Source organism: Streptomyces sp. NPDC048462 (assembly GCF_043200175.1).
Lineage (GTDB): Bacteria > Actinomycetota > Actinomycetes > Streptomycetales > Streptomycetaceae > Streptomyces.
The window spans coordinates 1-21,804 of record NZ_JBICXG010000022.1 but is presented as its reverse complement, the minus strand read 5'-3'; the positions used below and the strand labels follow the sequence as shown (position 1 = coordinate 21,804).

At 72.4% G+C, this 21,804-nt stretch carries 13 protein-coding genes; 10 read left to right on the top strand and 3 right to left on the bottom strand.

The features are described 5' to 3' along the window. Positions 1-148: 148 nt before the first annotated feature. The gene (gene gabT, locus ACGFU6_RS29290; RefSeq protein ID WP_393615257.1) at positions 149-1,489 is read right to left on the bottom strand and encodes a 4-aminobutyrate--2-oxoglutarate transaminase; all 1,341 of its coding nucleotides are present in this window, start codon (positions 1,487-1,489) and stop codon (positions 149-151) included. 267 nt (positions 1,490-1,756) lie between these two features. Between gabT and ACGFU6_RS29285 the strand changes: the two genes are divergently transcribed. The 3 genes from ACGFU6_RS29285 (at position 1,757) to ACGFU6_RS29275 (ending at position 7,540) form a co-directional block, all read left to right on the top strand. Continuing rightward, positions 1,757-4,234 carry an ATP/GTP-binding protein gene (locus ACGFU6_RS29285; protein WP_393615255.1) on the top strand — a complete coding sequence of 826 codons (2,478 nt, stop codon included), beginning with the start codon at positions 1,757-1,759 and terminating at the stop codon, positions 4,232-4,234. 160 nt (positions 4,235-4,394) lie between these two features. Further along, entirely contained in the window at positions 4,395-5,960 is a 1,566-nt protein-coding gene (locus tag ACGFU6_RS29280; protein WP_393615253.1) for a PucR family transcriptional regulator, read from the top strand. Positions 5,961-6,094: 134 nt separating this feature from the next. Then, a complete protein-coding gene (locus tag ACGFU6_RS29275) occupies positions 6,095-7,540 on the top strand; it encodes an aldehyde dehydrogenase family protein (RefSeq protein ID WP_393615251.1) in 1,446 nt (481 codons plus the stop codon). A gap of 75 nt (positions 7,541-7,615) precedes the next feature. Here the strand turns inward: ACGFU6_RS29275 and ACGFU6_RS29270 are convergent, their stop codons facing one another. Further along, positions 7,616-11,002, bottom strand: coding sequence for a S8 family serine peptidase (locus ACGFU6_RS29270; RefSeq protein ID WP_393615249.1), 3,387 nt, complete (start codon positions 11,000-11,002; stop codon positions 7,616-7,618). 135 nt (positions 11,003-11,137) lie between these two features. After that, positions 11,138-12,166, bottom strand: a complete 1,029-nt coding sequence (locus tag ACGFU6_RS29265; protein WP_393615247.1) for a helix-turn-helix domain-containing protein — start codon at positions 12,164-12,166, stop codon at positions 11,138-11,140. Between the two features lie 190 nt (positions 12,167-12,356). Between ACGFU6_RS29265 and ACGFU6_RS29260 the strand changes: the two genes are divergently transcribed. From ACGFU6_RS29260 to ispG, 7 genes are all read left to right on the top strand, one after another. Next, complete coding sequence (locus ACGFU6_RS29260) at positions 12,357-13,478, top strand: PP2C family protein-serine/threonine phosphatase (protein ID WP_393615246.1); 1,122 nt, start codon at positions 12,357-12,359, stop codon at positions 13,476-13,478. Between the two features lie 241 nt (positions 13,479-13,719). Then, a complete protein-coding gene (locus tag ACGFU6_RS29255) occupies positions 13,720-15,681 on the top strand; it encodes an acyl-CoA dehydrogenase family protein (protein ID WP_393615244.1) in 1,962 nt (653 codons plus the stop codon). Between the two features lie 156 nt (positions 15,682-15,837). Further along, complete coding sequence (gene aroA / locus ACGFU6_RS29250; protein ID WP_393615242.1) at positions 15,838-17,091, top strand: 3-phosphoshikimate 1-carboxyvinyltransferase; 1,254 nt, start codon at positions 15,838-15,840, stop codon at positions 17,089-17,091. A gap of 41 nt (positions 17,092-17,132) precedes the next feature. Next, positions 17,133-17,627: a nucleotidyltransferase domain-containing protein gene (locus ACGFU6_RS29245; RefSeq protein ID WP_393615240.1), complete on the top strand. Its 495-nt coding sequence runs from the start codon at positions 17,133-17,135 to the stop codon at positions 17,625-17,627. 126 nt (positions 17,628-17,753) lie between these two features. Beyond that, complete coding sequence (dxr, locus tag ACGFU6_RS29240) at positions 17,754-19,007, top strand: 1-deoxy-D-xylulose-5-phosphate reductoisomerase (protein ID WP_393615238.1); 1,254 nt, start codon at positions 17,754-17,756, stop codon at positions 19,005-19,007. Beyond that, complete coding sequence (locus tag ACGFU6_RS29235; protein ID WP_393615236.1) at positions 19,004-20,314, top strand: M50 family metallopeptidase; 1,311 nt, start codon at positions 19,004-19,006, stop codon at positions 20,312-20,314. The genes dxr and ACGFU6_RS29235 overlap by 4 nt, the downstream gene beginning before the upstream one ends. A 184-nt stretch (positions 20,315-20,498) precedes the next feature. Next, on the top strand, positions 20,499-21,653 hold the full coding sequence (gene ispG, locus ACGFU6_RS29230) for a flavodoxin-dependent (E)-4-hydroxy-3-methylbut-2-enyl-diphosphate synthase (protein ID WP_123523229.1): 1,155 nt from the start codon (positions 20,499-20,501) through the stop codon (positions 21,651-21,653). Positions 21,654-21,804: the final 151 nt, after the last annotated feature.

Sequence of the window (21,804 nt, the reverse complement as noted above, 5' to 3'; positions counted from 1 at the left end):
ATCTGCGCAAACCGTACGTCAGGCGGTGGGGGGTCCGACAGCGGCAACGTTATCCCGCCATCGCCCCCGCACACCTTCTTCACAGGCCCTCACCAGGGCGCCGGGCATCCCCGGAGGAAACGCCGCGCCGCTCCGGGGCCCGCACGCCTCAGACGCCGGCGAACGCCCGCTCGATCACGTCGAGGCCCTCGTTCAGCAGGTCCTCGCCGATCACCAGCGGCGGCAGGAAGCGCAGGACGTTGCCGTACGTGCCGCAGGTGAGCACCAGCACGCCCTCGGCGTGGCAGGCCTTGGCGAGCTGCGCGGCCGCAGCCGGGTTCGGGTCCTTGGTGCCGGACTGCACCAGCTCGATCGCGATCATCGCGCCCCGGCCCCGGATGTCACCGATGATGTCGCCGTTGGGCAGCTTGGCCCGCATCTCGGCGAGGCGGCCCTTCATGACCTCCTCGATGCGCTTCGCCTTCCCGTTCAGGTCCAGCTCGCGCATCGTCTCGATGGCGCCGAGCGCACCCGCGCAGGCGACCGGGTTCCCGCCGTAGGTGCCGCCGAGGCCGCCCGCGTGCGCGGCGTCCATGATCTCGGCGCGGCCGGTGACCGCCGAGAGCGGCAGGCCGCCCGCGATGCCCTTGGCGGTGGTGATCAGGTCCGGGACGATGCCCTCGTCCTCGCAGGCGAACCACTGGCCGGTGCGGCAGAAGCCGGACTGGATCTCGTCCGCGACGAAGACGATGCCGTTGTCCTTGGCGAACCGCGCGATCGCCGGCAGGAAGCCCTTGGCCGGCTCGATGAACCCGCCCTCGCCGAGTACCGGCTCGATGACGATGGCTGCGACGTTGTCCGCGCCGATCTGCTTGGTGATCTCGTCGATGGCCTGCGCGGACGCCTCGGCCCCGGCGTTCTGCGCACCGGTCGGCCAGCGGTAGCCGTACGCCACCGGCACCCGGTAGACCTCGGGCGCGAACGGGCCGAAGCCCTGCTTGTACGGCATGTTCTTCGCCGTCATGCCCATGGTGAGGTTGGTCCGGCCGTGGTAGCCGTGGTCGAAGACGACGACGGCGGTGCGCTTGGTGTGGGCGCGGGCGATCTTCACCGCGTTCTCGACGGCCTCGGCGCCCGAGTTGAACAGCGCGGACTTCTTCGCGTGGTCGCCCGGCGTCAGCTCGGCGAGCTGCTCGCAGACCTCGACGTACCCCTCGTACGGAGTGACCATGAAACAGGTGTGGGTGAAGTCCGCGAGCTGCGCGGACGCCCGCCGCACCACGGCCTCGGCGGAGGCGCCGACCGACGTCACCGCGATACCGGAACCGAAGTCGATCAGCCGGTTGCCGTCCACGTCCTCGATGATCCCGCCACCGGCACGGGCGGTGAACACCGGCAGTGTGGAGCCCACACCGGCGGCGACCGCGGCGAGGCGGCGGGCCTGCAGCTCCACCGACTTCGGGCCGGGAATGGCGGTGACGACGCGGCGCTCCTGCGGAATTGCGGTCATGCGGGGCTCCTGGGGGGTGTTTCGGACGCTTCGGTTTCTGCAGGCTAGGGGTGGGGACGGTGCGCGGGCATGCTCCGATCGGGAGTGGTGGCGGGGGTGTCGTTGTCCGCGACGGACAGAACGCGGTACGGGGATGGACGGAACGCGGTACGGGGGCGAGGCGGCCCGTTCCCCGTCACTATCCGGGCGCGTTGCTGAACTCCCCGTGTCCGCGCACTAGATTGGCCGTGCAGCGGTCGGACCTGGCTGGTCAGGGGGCAACGGTTCATGGACAACGAAGGCACGCACGGCACCCGGGGCACGCGGGGTGCGCAGCCGCCCGACGGCCGCGCCGGCCACCCCAAGGGCTCTGTGCCGCACCCGGCCGGACCGCCTCCCGCGCGCCCGCCGGGGCCGCCGCCGACGGCCCCGCCCGCGTTCCTGCCGACGGTGGGGCCGGCGCGCCCCGCCGCGATGCCGGTCCAGCACCGCCCCGCCGGGCCGGGATCGCCCACCGCCGACTGGCTGAACACGCCGCGCCCCGACAGCGATCCCGGCGTGTGGCGCTATGCCTACGTGCCCAGGCCCGCCGAGCGGCCGCCGCGCCCCTCCCTGGTCGGACCGGCCGCCACGCTGGTCCTGTGGCTCCTGCTGTGGCTGCTGCTCACCGAGCGCGCCGTCCCCTACGTCTTCAAGCCGATCGAGATCATCACCGGACCCGAGTGGTGGTCCTTCGGCGGCCTCCGTAAGGACGCGCCCGCCCTGGTGGTCAACTCCACCACGCTCTACTACCAGCTCCTCGTGCTCGCCCTCGGCTTCTGGGCCGCCCGGATCGGTGCCTGGGCTGACCTCTTCCGCTACTTCGCGGGAGACCGCCTGGACCGGGCCAGGTTCCTGACCACGGTGGCCGGCGCGCTGCTCACCGTCTGGCTCGTCTGGACCCGGCGGGTGCCGCTCGCCGACGTCGTCCTGCCCGCCGTGCCCACCAGCTGGATGCAGGGCGGCGGCAACCAGTACGCGGCGCTGCTCGTCTCGATCGTGCTCTACGCACTGATCGGCACCGCGATCGTCTGGCCCTTCGCGAGGATCGGCCAGTGGTCCAAGGAGCTCGGCCCCTTCCTGCGACGCCTGCGCGACCAGGAGCCGGAGCGGCCCGGAACAGTCCCCGACCGCCCCCGGACGGCCCCCGAGACCGGCCCCGCCCCGGCGGACTGGCCCGAGCTGCGGGCCGCGGGCCGGATGGACGCGGCGGAGGCGCTGACCGCCGCCGTGCGCACCGGCCGGATGAACGACGTCGACTGCGTACGGCTGCGGCACGCCTGGGCCGTCGCCCGGACCCGCCCCGACCGCCTCGCCTCCTTCACCGAGACCGTGCTGCGCAAGGGCGCGGGCGCCTATCTGCACCCCTCGGGCGACCGCGATCTCCCGCTGCGCACCGCCCCGCACGACCCGCTCACCGGCCAGGTCCGGATCGGCGGCTGCGCGGACGACCCGCGCAACCCCTATCCGCGCCGCGGTTCGGGCCTGGCCCTGGAGCCCGCGTCGCTTGGCACCTCGCTCCTGGCGGTGGGCCCGCCCGGCTCGGGCAAGACCGCCGGGGTGGTCCGGCCGGTCATCGAATCCCTCGCCATCGGGGCGCTCACCGGCCAGGCGGCGGTGCTCGCCGTCGGCGGCGCGGGCGCACAGCTGGGACCGGACGACGCCTACGACGTCGTCGTCCGGATCGGGGACCCCGCCTCCGTGCACGACTTCGACCTCTACGGCGGCACCACCGACCCCGACGAGGCAGCGGCCACCCTCGCGGAAGGGCTGGTCGGTGACCTCCCCGGCCTGGACAGCCGGCGCGCGGGCACCGTGCTCGGCCGCCTCCTCGGGCCCTACCGCGCCGTCCACGGCAGGTTCCCCGGCGTGCCCGAACTCCGCGAGCTCCTCGAAGGGTCCGTCCCCGCGCTGACCGCGCTGCGCCAGGCCCTGGAGGTGGCCGGCGGGCACGCGATGCTGCGCGAGCTGGACGCGCGGGCCCGGCAGGCGGGCGGCGCGGGGGATCCGGCCGCCGTCCTGGCCGACCGGATCGCGGTCCTCGACCGGCCGGCCTTCGCCGGATTCTTCGCCACCGGCGAGGACGCCCGGCCGTTCTCGCTGCGCTCCCTTGAACAGCACCCGCTGCGGGTGCGCATCGATCTCCCCGAGCGCGCCCACGCGGAGGCGTCCCAGGTACTGGCCCGCCTCGTCCTCGCCCAGTTCAACGCGATCACCGCGGCCCGCTCGGACCGCTCGCTGTTCGTCTGCCTGGTCCTGGACGACGCCACCCACACCATCACCGCCGAGACCGTCCGGGGCATCCGCCGGCTGCGGTCCGTCAACGCGGGGGCGGTCCTCGCCCTGCGGACCCTGGAAGACGTGCCCGAGCCGCTGCACACCGCGCTGCTCGGCTCGGTCGGCTGCAGCATGGCCTTCTCCGGTGTCTCCACCTGGGACGGGAAACGCTTCGCCGAGGCCTGGGGCAAGGAATGGGTGGAGGTCCGTGAGGTCGCCCAGCACGGCGTCTTCGCCGACCAGCCGCTCACCCGGGCCCTGCACGCCCTGCGGAAGTTCGCCACCGGCAAGGCGGTGACCACGGACGCCGTGACCGTGCGCCAGGTCGAACGGGAACGCTGGTCCGCCTCGGGGCTCGCCTACGAACTGGCGGCGGGCCACGCGGTGGTCTCCCTCACCACGGTCGACGGCCGGCACGCCCCTCCGCTCCTGATGAAACTGGGTGGCTGACGGGTATCCGAGGGAGCGGCGGTACAGGAGGGGCTGAGAGCGGTTACGGGAACCCTGCCGCCCTGGCAGAATCGATAGCGGCCGTTCATACGTGACGGCGCAATCGACGCCCCACTCAGGCGCCCCGCCCAGACGCCCCCTCCCAAAGGTCGCCCGTCCCATGCCGCCCACGCTCGCCTCGCTCGTCCAGCACTCGGCGCTCAAACTCACGGTCCGTGCGGGAGCGGACCGGCTCGACACACCCGTGCGCTGGGCACACGCCAGCGAGCTGGCCGACCCCGTCCGCTACATGGAGGGCGGCGAGCTGCTGCTGGTCACCGCGACCAACCTCGACGCCGAGAGCCCCGAGGGCATGCAGCGGTACGTGCGACGGCTGGCCGGATCCGGCGTCGTCGGGGTGGGCTTCGCCGTCGGCGTCAACTACGACGCCGTACCCAAGGCGCTGATCGACGCCGCCGAGGAAGCCGGGCTGCCGCTGATCGAGGTGCCCCGCCGCACCCCGTTCATCGCCATCGCCAAGGCGGTCTCCTCGGAGATCGCCGCCGACCAGTACCGGGCCGTCACCGCCGGCTTCGAGGCGCAGCGCGAACTCACCAGGGCGGCGCTCGCCGGGGACGGCCCAGGCGAACTCCTCACCCGGCTCGCCGCGCACGTCGACGGCTGGGCCGCGCTGTACGACGCCTCCGGGGCCGTCGTGGCGGCCGCTCCCGACTGGGCCGCCCGCCGCGCCGCCCGGCTCACCCCGGACGTGGAACGCCTGCGCGACCGCCCGGCCCCGGCCAGCGTGGTCGTCGGCGGCAGCGAGGACCGGGTCGAGCTCCAGTCCCTGGGCACCGGCCGCCGGGCCCGCGGCGCCCTCGCGGTCGGCACCGGGGCGGCCCTCGGCACCGCGGAACGGTACGCCGTGAACTCGGCGGTCGCCCTGCTCACCCTCACCACCGCCCGCTCCCGCTCGCTCCAGGGCGCCGAACAGCGGCTCGGTGCCGCGGTGCTGCGGATGCTGCTCGCCGGCCAGCCCGACCACGCGCGCGCGGTCGCCGGAGACCTCTACGGCGGGCTGCTCGACGCCCCCTTCCGGCTGCTCATCGCGGAGGCGTCCGAACCCTCGGCCACCGCGCAGCTGGCCGAGGCGATGGAGAGCGCGGCCTCCCGGTCCGGAGAGACCGTGCTGATGGTCCCCGAGGGCGAACGCCTCGTCGTCCTGGCCGCCGACGGCGGCGCCGCGGTCGGCGCCTGCACCGGCTACGCCGAGACCCAGGAGGAACGGCCCGCGCACGAACCGGCGGACGAAACCCCGGTGGTCGTCGGCCTCTCCGCCCCCGCGGGCCCGATCGCCGTCTCGGCCGCGTACAAGCAGGCCGAACAGGCCCTGTCGGTGGCCCGCCGGCGGGGCAGGGCACTGGTCGAGCACGAGGAGCTGGCGACCGGCTCGGTGCTCCCGCTGCTCGCCGACGACGCGGTGCGCGCCTTCGCGGACGCCATGCTCCGCCCCCTGTACGAACACGACACCAAGGGCCGAGGCGATCTGGTCGCCTCGCTGCGGGCCTGGCTCTCCCACCACGGCCAGTGGGACGCCGCCGCAGCCGACCTGGGGGTGCACCGGCACACCCTGCGCTACCGGATGCGGCGGGTGGAGGAGATCCTCGGCCGTTCGCTGGACGATCCGGACAGCCGGATGGAGCTCTGGCTGGCCCTCAAGGTCACCAGCCCCCCGACGGCGTCGTAGGAACGGGCCGTCGGCTGCGACAAACCGGCGTACCCCGGAGGACCTCTGCTCCACGCCGGACAAACGCCGGGCGGACGGCGCGCCCCTACGGTGGGGGACGGAACACCCCACGACATCGAAGGGCCGGAACCTCCATGACCTCCACCCACGCCTTCTGGCTGGCCGGCCGCGAGGCCACCGGCGAGGAAAGCTTCGACGTCACCAACTCCTGGGACGGCCGCCTCGTCGGCACCGTCAGCGTGCCCACCGAGGCCCAGGTCGAGGAGGCGGTCGCCGCCGCCCACGCCGTGCGTGACGAGTTCGCCGCCACCCCGGCCCACGTCCGCGCCGCCGCGCTCGACCACGTCGCCCGCCGCCTGACCGAGCGCACCGAGGAGATCGCCCAGCTGATCTCCGCCGAGAACGGCAAGCCCGTCAAGTGGGCACGCGGCGAGGTCGGCCGCGCCGTCTCGGTGTTCCGGTTCGCCTCCGAGGAGGCCCGCCGCTTCAACGGCGGCGAGGCCCAGCGCCTGGACACCGACGCCGGCGGCACCGGCCGGCTCGGCCTCACCCGCCGCTTCCCGCGCGGCACGGTCCTGGGCATCGCCCCGTTCAACTTCCCGCTGAACCTCAGCGCCCACAAGGTCGCCCCGGCCATCGCCGTCGGCGCCCCGATCATCCTCAAGCCCGCCCCGGCCACCCCGATCTCGTCCCTGATCCTGGGCGAGCTGCTGGCCGAGACCGACCTGCCGGCCGGCTCCTGGTCGGTGCTCACGGTCCCCAACGACCGGATGCCCGCCCTCGTCCAGGACGAGCGGCTGCCCGTGATCTCGTTCACCGGCTCCGCCCCGGTCGGCTACGCGATCATGGACTCGGTGCCGCGCAAGCACTGCACCCTGGAGCTCGGCGGCAACGGCGCGGCCGTCGTCCTCGGCGACTACGCCTCCGAGGCGGACCTGGACTGGGCCGCGACCCGCATCGCGACGTTCTCCAACTACCAGGGCGGCCAGTCCTGCATCTCCGTGCAGCGCGTCATCGCGGACGCCGCCGTCTACGACCGGCTGCTCCCGAAGATCGTCGCGGCCGTCGGGGCCCAGGTCACCGGCGACCCGTCCGACGCCGCCACCGACGTCGGCCCGCTGGTCAACGAGGACGCCGCCAAGCGCGTCGAGTCCTGGGTCGACGAGGCCGTACAGGCCGGCGGCACACTGCTCACCGGCGGCAAGCGCGACGGCGCGACCTACGCCCCGACCGTCCTCACCGACCTCCCCGACGGCGTCAGCCTCTCCTGCGAGGAGGTCTTCGGACCCGTGCTCTCGGTGCAGAAGGTGGACGGCGAGGCCGAGGCGTTCGCCTCCGTCAACTCCTCCAAGTACGGCCTCCAGGCAGGCGTGTTCACCCACGACCTGCAGACCGCCTTCCGCGCCCACCGCGCCCTGGAGGTCGGCGGCGTGATCATCGGCGACGTCCCCTCGTACCGCGCGGACCAGATGCCCTACGGCGGCACCAAGCAGTCCGGCACCGGCCGGGAGGGCGTCCGGTACGCGATGGACGACTACACCTACGAGCGGGTCCTGGTCCTCACCGGTCTCGCCCTGTAACCCTGTCGGACCGGCGACGGCCGGGCAGGTCACCCCTCGTGGGTGACTTGCCCGGCCGTCTGCCGTCGTGTGCCGCTACCGGACGTCGTAGGCGCGGGTGATGGTCTGGGTGACCGCGTTCCCGTTGGCGTCCGTGAGGGCGGTCTTCGTCATGACCTGCCGGCCGGCGGCGCCGGTGTGGTCCAGGACGGCCGTCCACTTCCCCTTGTGCTGCTGGACCGGCGCCCGGGTCCAGGTGGCGCCGCCGTCGTAGGAGTAGGAGAACGCGGCCGCCGTGACCGCGCCCGGGGTGTACCCGGCATGGCCCTCGACCGACAGGCCGACCTTGATGCCGCCCCGCGCAGGCAGGGTGTTCATGCCGTCCGCCGGCAGGTCGTACTTGGGGGTGAGGACCGGCAGGCCGCGCGAGTAGACGTCCGGCTCCCGGCGGGAGCGGAAGCTCCACGTGGTGGTGGCGGCGGTGGAGCGCAGCCAGTTGCCGTCCGCGGACGGGATCTTCTCCAGGATCTGGGTGAGTTCGTACGCGGAGTCCTCGTCCGGCACGGTGAACACACCGTACGGATCGTAGCTGCTGCCGATCTGTTCACCGTTGCGCTTCAGCACCAGCTTGCCGAGGTCACCGAACGACCCGCCGTAGGTCCAGTGGTCGCCGGACTCGTCGAGCCAGAGTGCGTTCTGGAAGCCGATCAGGTCGCCCTGCCGCTCGGCGGCCAGCATCGGTTTGCCGTCGGCGTCGCGCGGTGCGGCCGGCCGCAGGGGGCCGCCGTACCACTCCTCGTCGCGCCGCTCGCCGGCCCGGTAACTGCGCTCCTGGTCGCCCATGAACGCGGCGAACGGGAAGCTGGTCATCGCGCCGTGGTACCAGGCGTCGTCGCCGGCCGTGTAGTAGGCGGTACGGGTGCCGGGGACGTGGACCGTGTCCATCGGGGCCACGGGGAGGTAGGCGCTGTAGCCGCCGGAGGGGCGGACGAACATCGCGTCGACGTAGCCGCCCGCCTTGCCCATGGCGTTCCACGTCTCGCTGACCCGGGCCAGCCCGGCGTCCTTCGGCCTGAAGACCCGGTCGGCGTGGAGCGGGCCCCGCGTCGGGAAGGACAGGTTGTAGACGTAGGGCCTGCCGTCCTGGGAGCCGGTCGCGCGCCAGGTGGGACGGAACTCGTAGGTGCCCTTCGCGGCGCGTCCGTCGATGTCCGCGTAGAACTCCTGGACGGAGTCGGCCACCACCGAACCGGACAGCTGCCAGGTGTCGTCCCAGGTGCGGGCGTAGCTGAGCGTCGTGTTGGCCACCGTCGAGGGGCGTTCGGTGCGCAGGCTCAGCCGGTGGGCCTTGCGGGCATCGAGGACGACGGTGGTGTCACGGGTGATCCGCAGCTGCGGGTTGGCGAGGTAGCTGACCGACTCGGGCGCCTTGTCCGCGCCGTAGCTGCCCACGAAGCTGCTGAGGGAGTAGGCACCCGGGCGCACGCGGAACGTCTGGGCGCCCGCGCCGTTGTTGGTGCGGCGTTCCCCCGTGTCGGTGTCGAGGCCGGCCAGGTCCAGCGACGAGATGCCCGCGGCGGGCGCGCCGTGCCGGTCGATCAGCTTGACCCGGAGCGTGACCGTCTCCGGCTGGACGTACAGCGTGACGGGTACGGAGACCCGCTCCCCGCCGCCGGTGGCCAGGAGGCGGCCGGTGACGGCGCCGTACTGGGAGTCCTTCAGCCGGGCGGTCGGATCGATCCGCAGCGGCACCCGGACGGTGGCGCCGGCGGCGACCCGCACTTTGTCCCTCGCGACCCCGACGACGCCGGAGACGACATCGCTGCCGTCGTTGCCGTGCACACCACTGACCTTCAGGCCCAGGGTGACGGCGCTCGTGCCGGTGTTGGTGAAGGGCACCCGCACCGTGGTGCGGTCCGAGGCGTCCTGCGGCCAGTTGTAGCTGCCGGCCTGCACGGCCGGTACGGAGACCACCTGCTGGTTCACCGCGCCGAACACGTCGAGTACCCCGCCGCCGGTCTCGTCGGCGCCCGCGACCTTCCCGCCGGTGCGGGCGGAGGAGACCAGGGCGGCCTTGATCTGCTGCGCGGTCCAGTCCGGGTGGGCCTGGCGGACGACGGCGGCGGCGCCCGCGACATGCGGGGTGGCCATCGAGGTGCCGGACATCGTCCGGTAGGCGTAGACGCCGCGGCCGCCCGCACTCGCCGCCGAGATGCCGACGCCGGGGGCGGCGATCTCGGGCTTGAGGGTGTGGGTGACGGCGACGGGGCCGCGGCTGGAGAAGGGCGCGGTGGTGTCGTCGTGGTCGACGGCGCCGACGGTCAGCACGCCGGGTACGCAGCCGGGCGACGAGACGGTCTCGGCGCCCGGACCGGCGTTGCCCGCGGCGACGACGAACAGGGTGTGCGTGTCCTGCGAGAGCCGGCCGGTGGCCTCGGCCACCGGGTCCGTGCAGTCCCCGACCGTCGGGTTGCCCAGGCTCATCGAGACGACGTCGGCCTGCTGGTCGACGGCCCACTGCATGCCCGCGATGATCCAGGAATCCAGGCCGGAGCCCCGGTCGTCCAGGACCTTCCCGATGAGCAGCGAGGTGCCCGGGGCGACGCCCTTCTGACGGCCGTCACTGGCCGCTCCGGACCCGCCAGCCGTGGAGGCGGTGTGGGTGCCGTGGCCGACCTTGTCGTCGGTGGCCGGGGAGTCCGTGAAGTTCTTGGACGAGGCGATCCGGTCCGTCAGGTCCGGGTGCGCGGAGTCCACGCCGGTGTCCAGCACGGCGACCTTGGTGCCCTTGCCGTCGTATCCGGCGGCCCAGGCCTCCGGTGCGTGCACCTGCGCGGTGGAACGGTCCAGCGTGGCCTCGGCCTTGCCGTCCAGCCACAGCTTCTTCAGCGTGGCCGCGGCCCGGGAGCGGGCGCCGGTGACGTCCTGCCAGAAGGCGGCGGCAGTGTCCTTGTCCGCCTTGAGGGCCACTCCGTCCACGGCCGGGAGGCTCAGCCCCCGCTCGGAGCCGCGCGGCGCGGGCGGCGCGCTCTTCGCGACGTCCACGCCCTTCCCGTAGGTGGCGATGAGCGGCAGCGAGCCGGTGTGCGCGTCGTCGTAGCCCTGACGGATCAGCCCGGTGACGTTGAACAGCTGCTCGTCGACCCTCCCCTCGGCGATCGCCCGCGAGGCGGTGTCGGGGTAGACGTAGAGGTCCTTGCCCACCTGGCGGGTCTGGATCAACGGGCGGGTGCCGTCCTCGCGCGGCAGCAACGCCGCGGAACTACGGCCCGACGGGTCCGTGGTCACCAGCACCCGGTCGCCGGTGACGAGCGTGACCGTCGCCTGCCCGCCGCTCTTCGCCGCGGCCGCACTGCCGACGACCGGTCTCTTGCCCGCGGCGCCGGCGGGCGGCGGATCCGCTGCCCCGGACGGCGTGGCCGCGGTGAAGGCCAGGGCGACGGCGGTGGCCGTGCCCAAGGCTATTCGCATGACGGAGCGCATGAATCTCCCCACTCGGTGGCGTGAACAGCTGTGCTGCCGCTGCAGCCTGGCAGACACGCGAATGGCATAGGGGCGTCACGCGTGACGGGTCGCCCGCATGTCGGAATTCCGACACACGGCCGGTCTCGCTTGCCGTCAGAGCCAGCCCGCACGGGCGGCGTGCCACCCCAGCTGCAGGCGCGAATCCGCTCCGGCGAGGTCCATCAGACGGCGGGTCCGTCGCTCCACCGTGCGGATGGACAAGCCGAGCTGGGAGGCCGCCCGCCGGTCGGAGATCCCCGCCAGCAGCAGGGCGAGAACCTCCAGCTCCCCCTCGGTCGGCCGCCGCTCGCCCACCGGCTCCACGCGCACACCCGTGGTGGCGGGATACAGCGGCCGGGCCTGGACCCACTCCTTCTCGAAGAGGTGGACCAGGGCCGTCAGCAGTCCACTGCGGTACACGACGATGGCGCCCGGCTCACCGCCGGCGTCCGCGGTGTCCAGCGGCACCATGGCCCGCTCCCGGTCCGCCACGACCATCTTCAGCGGCAACGAATCGACCAGGCGGAGCTGCAGACCCGCCGTCATGGCCGCCCGCATGTCGCTCGCCACCTCGGGCCCGTCGAGGTAGTCCCTGGCGGCGACGACCCGGAAATCGACGCCGCGCTCCAGCGCGGAGCTCTCCGACGCGTCGGTGTCCTCGCGCGGCACCGCGATGGGCCGGCCGATGAGGAAGACGAGCAGCTCCCGCTGGGCGCCCCGCTGCAGCTGGTGGAACCGGTGCGCGACCTGCTCGACGCCGACGACCGGCTCCACGACGCTGCCGGCGGAGTGCCCGGCGGTGGTGCGGTACTGCTCGCTCAGCATGGACAACGCGGTCTCGGCCCGGTGCAGCGCGTTGCGCTGTTCGACGAGGAACGGGGCCAGCGCCACCGAGGGCGGCGCGAGCCGGTAGCGGGCGGTGTGCGGGCCCGGCCCGCCCCCGTCCGGTTCGGCCACCCCGCCCCCGGCCCCGGCGGCGCTCACCACCAGTCCGCGCGCCGCCAGGTCGAGCAGGACGCGGGTGGCCTCGGCCTCCGTCAGCCCGGTCTGCCGGACGAGTTCGGGCGCCGAGGCCGCCGGGCGGGCCAGCAGCGCGGTGTAGATGGCCTCTTCGGCCGGGCCCAGTCCCAGTGCCTGCAGCATCCGGCTCTCCCTCGGGCGGGCCACCGCCGAGGGCCTTGGCGCAGCCCGGGTGGACCGATCGGATTCATTGCGGCCGAACCATATCCCGCTGACCTGCCGGGCCCACCCGGCGCCTTCCGGCGGGGCGCGGCTCCGCCCCGGCCGGGGCTGCCTAACGTACGGAGAGCACACCGTCTGCCCGGGAGGTCCCGTGCCCCGCACGCGCTCGACGAGATCCGCACGCCCCTTCGAAACCGTCGAAGCCCCCAGCGACGGTGCCGTGGTGATCGCAGTGGTCTCGCTGACCCTCCTGGTGGTGCTGCTCGGCGCCCTGTCCGCGTCCCCGGTGTGGCTTCTCGGGCTCCTGGTGTTCCTGCCGGGGGCGGCGTCCGCGTTGTGCACCGCGCGCCAGACGATGTTCGTGGCCGGGTGGACCACGGCCGTGGTCGTCGCCACCGTGCTGATCCGGCACGGAGACGGGCGGTCGTGGCTCGACAGGCTCCTCATGATGCTGCTCACCTGCGCCCTGGGACTCGCCGCCGTCTACGCCTGTCACCGTCGTATCCGGCGCGAGACGGAGATGCTGCGGCTGCGCTCCACCGCCGCGGCGATGCAGCGCCACATCCTGCGCCCGCTGCCGCTGCTCACCGACGACGTGCTGGTCGACGGTGTGTACGAGCCGGTCCAGGAGGACCGGCTCATCGGCGGCGACATCTACGACGTCGTCGTCTCCCCGTGGGGAACCCGCGTCCTGATCGGCGACGTCCAGGGCAAGGGCCTGCCCGCGGTCGGCGCCGCGTTCGCCGTCATCGGCGCCTTCCGCGAGGCGGCCCACCGGGAACCCACCCTGACGGCGCTCGTCGACGCCCTGGACACCTCGGTCGTACGGCACAACTCCTACGCCGCGCAGACCGGCGACGACGAACGGTTCGTCACGGCACTCATCGTGAACATCGATGCGCAGAGCGAGGTGCAGGTCATCAACTGTGGCCACATCGCGCCCCAGTTGGTGCAGGACGCCGCCGTCATCACCCCGGAACTCACCTCCGGCGTCCCCCTCGGCCTCGCCGAACTCGCCGTCGAGCCCACGACCGTCGAGTGGTTCGCCTTCCCGCCCGGCTCGACACTGCTGCTGACCACCGACGGACTCACCGAGACCCGCGACGCCGACGGCTCGTTCTACCCCGTCACCGAACGCCTCAACGGGCGCGTCACCCTCTCGCCCACCGAACTGCCCCGGGCCCTGTACGACGACGCGCGCGCCTTCGCCGGCGGGGGCAGCCGGCACGACGACGTCGCGATCCTGTCCGTCCGCCGGTCGCCGTACCGCTGACACCACCGCACCTGTCGAAGAACGTCCCCCCCGGCCTCCACGGCTCAGTCCGCCCCCGTGCCACCGCGTGGATCCGGGACACCTTCAGCTCCGTTCCAGCCGTTCCGCGATTGCGCGAGCGGGCCCGGTCACTGGAGTGGCGGGCGACCCGATCGGCGTCCCGAGGATGGTGGCGCCGGCAGGAATCGGGTACATACGGACGAGTAGAAGACCCCCGACGAAGCGGCGAGGTGAGCTCCTCATGTCCGCACCATCCGCACAACGGCCATCCGCACCACAGCACACGCCCAAGGTCTCCGAGCGCGAGGCGCGCCAGGTGGCCGAGGAGGCGCGGGAACGGGACTGGCACAAACCCAGTTTCGCCAAGGAACTCTTCCTGGGCCGCTTCCGCCTCGACCTGATCCACCCGCATCCGCTGCCCGCGGGCGAGGACGTCCGGCGCGGCGAGGAGTTCCTCGCCCGGCTGCGCGACTTCTGCGACAGCAGGGTCGACGGGGCCCTGATCGAGCGCGAGGCCAGGATCCCCGACGAGGTGATCAACGGCCTCAAGGAACTTGGCGCCCTCGGCATGAAGATCGATGTGAAGTACGGCGGTCTGGGCCTGACCCAGGTGTACTACAACAAGGCCCTGGCCCTGGTCGGCTCCGCCAGCCCGGCGATCGGTGCCCTGCTCTCCGCCCACCAGTCCATCGGCGTGCCCCAGCCGCTGAAGACCTTCGGCAGCCAGGAGCAGAAGGACACCTTCCTGCCCCGGCTGGCCCGCAGCGACATCTCGGCGTTCCTCCTCACCGAACCGGACGTCGGCTCCGACCCGGCCCGACTCGCCACCTCCGCCGTACCGGACGGCACCGACTACGTGCTCGACGGGGTGAAGCTGTGGACGACCAACGGGGTCGTCGCCGACCTGCTCGTCGTCATGGCGCGAGTCCCGAAGTCCGAGGGACACAAGGGCGGCATCACGGCCTTCGTGGTCGAGGCCGGCTCTCCGGGCATCACCGTGGAGAACCGCAACGCCTTCATGGGCCTGCGCGGCCTGGAGAACGGCGTCACCCGCTTCCATCAGGTGCGCGTCCCCGCGGCGAACCGCATCGGACCCGAGGGCGCCGGGCTCAAGATCGCGCTCACCACGCTCAACACCGGGCGGCTCTCGCTGCCCGCCATGTGCGTCGGCTCCGGGAAGTGGTGCCTGAAGATCGCCCGCGAGTGGTCGGCGGTCCGTGAGCAGTGGGGCAGGCCGGTCGCCCGGCACGAGGCGGTCGGCTCGAAGATCTCCTTCATCGCCGCGACCACCTTCGCCCTCGAAGCGGTCGTCGACCTCGCCTCCCAGATGGCTGACGAGAACCGCAACGACATCCGGATCGAGGCCGCGCTCGCCAAGCTGCTCGGCTCCGAGATGGGCTGCCTGATGGCCGACGAGCTCGTCCAGATCCGAGGCGGCCGGGGTTTCGAGACTGCGGATTCCCTCGCCGCCCGCGGCGAACGGGCCGTCCCCGCCGAGCAGATGCTCCGGGACATGCGCATCAACCGGATCTTCGAGGGCTCGACGGAGATCATGCACCTGCTGATCGCCCGGGAGGCCGTCGACGCCCACCTGAAGGTCGCCGGGGACATCATCGACCCCGACAAGCCGCTCTCCGCCAAGGCGAAGGCGGGCGCCAACGCCGCCGGCTTCTACGCCCGGTGGCTGCCCAAGCTCGTCACCGGACCCGGACAGCTCCCCGGCACCTACGCGGAGTTCAACCCCGCGGGCCACGCCGACCTGTCCAGCCACCTGCGCTACGTCGAACGCTCCTCCCGCAAACTGGCGCGCTCCACCTTCTACGCCATGTCGCGCTGGCAGGGCCGGATGGAGACCAAACAGGGCTTCCTCGGCCGGATCGTCGACATCGGCGCGGAACTCTTCGCGATGAGCGCCGCCTGCGTCCGGGCCGAACTCCTGCGCACCGGCGACGACCACGGCCGCGAGGCCTACCAGCTCGCGGACGCCTTCTGCCACCAGTCCCGCGTCCGGGTCGAGGAACTCTTCACCCGGCTCTGGTCCAACACCGACGACCTGGACCGGCGCGTCACCGAAGGCGTCCTGTCGGGCACCTACACCTGGCTGGAGGAGGGCATCATCGACCCCAGCGGCGAAGGCCCGTGGATCGCCGACGCCACCCCCGGCCCGTCCACCCGGGACAACGTGCACCGGCCCGTCCGCTGAGCCGCTGACGCCCGGGGCGGGGGGGGGGGGGGGGGGGGGGGGGGGGGGGGGGGCCCCGCCCCCCCCCCCCCCCCCCCCCCCCCGCGGGCCGCCCCCCCCCCCCCCCCCCCCCCCCCCCCCCCCCCCCCCGCGCGCGACACGGCAGGATGGGGGCCCGTGAGCGTCATCCACGTCCCCGGTTCCAAGTCCGTCACCGCGCGCGCCCTGTTCCTGGCCGCCGCCGCGAACGGCACCAGTACCCTCCTGCGTCCGCTGAGCTCGGACGACACGGAAGGCTTCGCGCAGGGGCTCACCGGCCTCGGCTACGAGGTGGTCCAGGAGCCGGACCGATGGCGGATCGAGGGCCGCCCCGCCGGACCCGCCGCCACCGAGGCCGACATCTACTGCCGCGACGGCGCGACCACCGCCCGCTTCCTGCCGGCCCTCGCCTCGGCCGGCGCCCGGGGCAGCTACCGCTTCGACGCCTCCGCCCAGATGCGCCGCCGCCCCCTCGCCCCGCTCACCGAGGCGCTGCGGTTCCTCGGCGTCGACCTCCACCACGAGGAGGCCGAGGGCCACCACCCGCTGCGGATCAGGGCCGCGGGCATCAAGGGCGGTGAACTGACCCTGGACGCCGGGCAGTCCAGCCAGTACCTCACCGCGCTGCTGATGCTCGGCCCGCTCACGGAGAGCGGACTGCGGATCACCGTCACGGAGCTGGTGTCCGCGCCCTACATCGAGATCACCCTGGCGATGATGCGCGCCTTCGGCGTCGAGGTCACCCGCGGCGGCCCCGGCGGCAACGTCTTCACCGTGCCGCCCGGCGGTTACCGGGCCACCACCTACGCGGTCGAGCCGGACGCCTCCACCGCCGGCTATTTCTTCGCCGCCGCCGCACTCACCGGCGGCGAGGTCACCGTCCCCGGACTCGGCACGGGCGCCCTCCAGGGGGACCTGGGGTTCGTCGGCGTACTGAGCCGGATGGGCGCCGAGGTGCGCACGGGCGCCGAATCCACCACGGTCCGCTCCACCGGGAAGCTCCACGGCCTCACCGTCAACATGCGCGACATCTCCGACACCATGCCGACGCTGGCGGCGATCGCCCCGTACGCCTCCGGTCCGGTACGCATCGAGGACGTCGGCAACACCCGGGTCAAGGAGTGCGACCGGCTGGAGGCCTGCGCCGCGAACCTGCGGCGGATGGGCATCACCGTCAAAACCGGCCCCGACTGGATCGAGATCCGGCCCGGCACCCCGCGCGCCGCCGAGATCGCCACCCACGGCGACCACCGCATCGTCATGTCCTTCGCCGTCGCCGGCCTGCGCACCCCCGGCCTCACCTACGACGACCCCGGCTGCGTACGCAAGACCTACCCCCGCTTCCACGAGGAGTTCGCCGCCTTCGCGGAGCACCTCACGAAAAGCGCGTGAACCGGTGGGCAGGCGCCACTACGCGCCACTACGCTCCGCCCATGATGTCCTGCGCCGATGTGCTGTCCGTCCTGTCGGTGCTGCGCGAGGCCGGTACGGATGTGGTGATCGCCGGCGGCTGGGGCGTCGACGCCCTGATCGGCGCCGAGACCCGCGAGCACCGGGACCTCGACCTGCTGCACCGCGAAGAGCAGGAACCCGCCCTGGTCGCCGCCCTGACGGCCGTCGGCTACACGCAGACCCTCGACCGGCGCCCCGTACGGTTCGTCCTCAGCCACCCCTCCGGACCCGAAATCGATCTGCACCCCCTGCGGTTCGCCCCCGAGGGCTCGGCCGTCCAGTCCTCGCCGGACCCGCAGGCGCCCTTCCGCTACCCGGCCGAGTGCTTCGTCACCGGCACCATCGGCGGGACACCGGTGCCCTGCATCTCGGTGCGGCAGCAGATCGAGTTCCACCAGGGGTACGGTCCCGGCCCGGCCGACCTCCACGACATGGCCGGGCTGCGCGCGGAGTTCGGCGTGACCACGCACTTCTGAGGGCCACAGGGCCGGGCGGCGGCCGGAGCGCGACGAGCGAGGGGAACCCGGCGAATGGGGACAGGCAGGTACGGCGTGAGGGACGCTGTGTCCACGCACACAGCGGATGCGGCAACAATGGGGGGCATGAGCGACAGCCCCGCCCCCCTGGCAGACCCGCACCTCGTCTTCGACGCCGTGGAAGGACGCCGGGATCTCGTCATCCTCGGCTCCACCGGGTCCATCGGCACCCAGGCCATCGACCTGGTAATGCGCAATCCCGCCCGCTTCCGTGTCACCGCGCTCTCGGCGGCGGGCGGGCGGGTCGCCCTCCTCGCCGAGCAGGCCCACCGCCTGCGGGTACGCACGGTCGCGGTCGCCGCTCCCGAGGCGGTGCCCGCCCTGCGTGACGCGCTGAGCGGGCGGTACGGGGCCGGGGAACAGCTCCCCGAGATCCTGGCCGGTCCGGACGCGGCCACCGAGCTGGCCGCCAGTGACTGCCACACCGTGCTCAACGGGATCACCGGCTCGATCGGCCTGGCGCCCACGCTGGCCGCGCTCAGGGCGGGCCGCACCCTGGCACTGGCCAACAAGGAGTCGCTGATCGTCGGCGGTCCGCTGGTCAAGGAGCTGGCCGCGCCGGGCCAGATCATCCCGGTCGACTCCGAGCACGCCGCGCTCTTCCAGGCGCTGGCGGCCGGCAAGCGCGACGACGTGCGCAAGCTCGTCGTCACCGCCTCCGGCGGCCCGTTCCGCGGACGCACCAGGAGCGAGCTGGCGGACGTCACGAAGGAGCAGGCGCTCGCGCACCCGACCTGGGCCATGGGCCCGGTCATCACGATCAACTCCGCGACCCTGGTCAACAAGGGGCTCGAGGTCATCGAGGCGCACCTCCTCTACGACATCCCCTTCGACCGGATCGAGGTCGTGGTCCACCCCCAGTCCTTCGTGCACTCCATGGTGGAGTTCACCGACGGCTCGACGCTCGCCCAGGCCACCCCGCCCGACATGGGCGGACCGATCGCCATCGGCCTCGGCTGGCCGCAGCGCGTCCCCGACGCCGCCCCCGCCTTCGACTGGACGAAGGCCTCGTCCTGGGAGTTCTTCCCGCTGGACACCGAGGCGTTCCCGTCCGTCGGCCTGGCCCGGCACGTGGGCGCCCTGGGCGGCACCGCTCCGGCGGTGTTCAATGCCGCCAACGAGGAGTGCGTCGACGCGTTCCTGTCCGGACGGCTGCCGTTCAACGGCATCATGGACACCGTCACCGCGGTGGTGGCCGAACACGGAACACCCCCGGCGGGAACTTCACTGACCGTCGCGGACGTCCTTGAAGCGGAGGCCTGGGCACGGACCCGGGCCCGGGAACTCACGGCCGAGGCCGCAGCGGAGGCGCGCGCATGAGTATGACGTCGGTCCTGTTGACCGTTCTGGGTATCGCCGTCTTCGTCGTCGGGCTGCTCTTCTCCATCGCCTGGCACGAACTGGGACACCTCTCCACCGCGAAGCTCTTCGGCATTCGCGTACCCCAGTACATGGTCGGCTTCGGCCCGACGATCTGGTCGCGCAAGAAGGGCGACACGGAGTACGGGTTCAAGGCCATCCCGGCGGGCGGCTACATCCGCATGATCGGGATGTTCCCGCCGGGACCCGACGGGAGGATCGAGGCACGCTCCACGTCGCCGTGGCGCGGCATGATCGAGGACGCCAGATCGGCCGCCTTCGAGGAGCTGGAGCCGGGCGACGAGAAGCGCCTCTTCTACACGCGCAAGCCGTGGAAGCGCGTCATCGTCATGTTCGCCGGGCCGTTCATGAACCTGATCCTGGCCGTCGCGATCTTCCTCGGCGTGGCCATGACCTTCGGGTTCCAGACCCAGACGACCGAGGTCGCCGGCGTCCAGAAGTGCGTGATCTCCCAGAGCGAGAAGCGCGAGACCTGCAAGTCGTCCGACCCGGTCTCGCCCGCCCAGGCGGCCGGACTCCGCGAGGGCGACAAGATCGTCGCCTTCAACGGACAGCGGACCGACGAGTGGTCCGTGCTCTCGGACAAGATCCGCGACACGGTCGGCCCCGCCACCATCACGGTCCGGCGCAACGGTCAGGAACAGACCCTGCACGCCGTGCTCGCGAAGAACGCGGTGGCGAAGAAGGACTCCGACGGCGAGGTGATCCCCGGGAAGTTCGTCTCCGCCGGCTACCTCGGATTCGCCGCACAGACGGAGATCGTCCCGCTCTCCTTCGGTGACTCGGTCGTCCGCATGGGCGACATGTTCGAGAACGGCGTCGACTCGATCGTCGCCCTGCCGTCCAAGATCCCCGCACTCTGGAACGCGGCCTTCGACGGCGGCGAGCGCGCGGACGACTCCCCGGTGGGTGTCATCGGCGCGGCCAGGATCGGCGGCGAGGTGATGACGCTGGACGTTCCGGCGCAGAACCAGATCGCGATGATGCTGTTCCTGCTGGCGGGCTTCAACCTCTCGCTGTTCCTCTTCAACATGCTGCCGCTGCTGCCGCTGGACGGCGGTCACATCGCGGGAGCCCTGTGGGAGGCACTCCGCCGGAACGCGGCGCGCGTCTTCAAGCGCCCCGACCCGGGTCCCTTCGACGTCGCCAAGCTGATGCCCGTCGCCTACGTGGTCGCCGGAGTGTTCATCTGCTTCACACTGCTCGTGCTGGTGGCCGACGTCGTCAATCCGGTCAAGATCTCCTGACCGGGACGACAGACGCACCCGATGTACCCCGAGTGACGAAGGATGCGCGTGATGCGTCCGGTGGCCCACATTTTGTGCGGACGCCGGACGCCGTGTGCCTCAGCTTGTCCTCGGTGCCGTAACCTCGAAAGCCGGAGCCCGCCGATCTCGGGACGTTGATCCAAACCTTGGGGATGCTCAGCGCATGACTGCGATTTCTCTCGGAATGCCTACCGTTCCGACCCAGCTCGCCGTACGGCGGGTCAGCCGCAAGATCCAGGTCGGGTCGGTGGCGGTCGGCGGGGACGCGCCGGTTTCGGTGCAGTCCATGACGACGACACGTACGTCGGACATCGGTGCCACGCTGCAGCAGATCGCGGAGCTGACCGCATCGGGCTGTCAGATCGTCCGGGTGGCGTGCCCGACCCAGGACGACGCGGACGCCCTCGCGACGATCGCCCGGAAGTCGCAGATCCCGGTGATCGCTGACATCCACTTCCAGCCGAAGTACGTGTTCGCGGCGATCGACGCGGGCTGCGCGGCGGTGCGGGTGAACCCGGGCAACATCAAGCAGTTCGACGACAAGGTGAAGGAGATCGCGCGGGCCGCCAAGGACGCCGGGACCCCGATCCGGATCGGCGTGAACGCCGGCTCGCTGGACGCGCGACTGCTGAAGAAGTACGGCAAGGCGACGCCCGAGGCGCTCGTCGAGTCGGCCCTTTGGGAGGCGTCCCTCTTCGAGGAGCACGGCTTCCGCGACATCAAGATCTCGGTCAAGCACAACGACCCGGTCGTGATGGTCAACGCCTACCGCCAGCTCGCCGCGCAGAGCGACTACCCCCTCCACCTCGGCGTCACAGAGGCCGGACCGGCGTTCCAGGGCACCATCAAGTCCGCCGTTGCCTTCGGCGCCCTGCTCAGCGAGGGCATCGGTGACACGATCCGCGTCTCGCTGTCCGCGCCGCCGGCCGAGGAGGTCAAGGTCGGGCTCCAGATCCTGGAGTCGCTGAACCTGAAGCAGCGCCGCCTGGAGATCGTGTCCTGCCCGTCGTGCGGTCGCGCCCAGGTGGACGTGTACAAGCTCGCGGACCAGGTCAGTGCCGGTCTGGAGGGCATGGAGGTGCCGCTCCGCGTCGCCGTGATGGGCTGCGTCGTCAACGGCCCCGGCGAGGCCCGCGAGGCCGACCTCGGCGTCGCCTCCGGCAACGGCAAGGGCCAGATCTTCGTCAAGGGCGAGATCATCAAGACGGTGCCCGAGTCCAAGATCGTCGAGACCCTCATCGAGGAAGCCCTCAAGATCGCCGAACAGATGGAGAAGGACGGCATCGCCTCCGGCGAGCCCGAGGTCTCCATCAGCTGAACCCATGACACCCACGACAGCGCCCCGCCGGAGCCCACGGCGGGTTCTATCGATCCCCGCAACACCCTGGAGTTCAGGGAGTTGCGGGGATCGTGGATTTCGCGGTGTTGAAGGCGCGGTTCTTCGAGGCGTTGGACCGGGAGGACGGCAG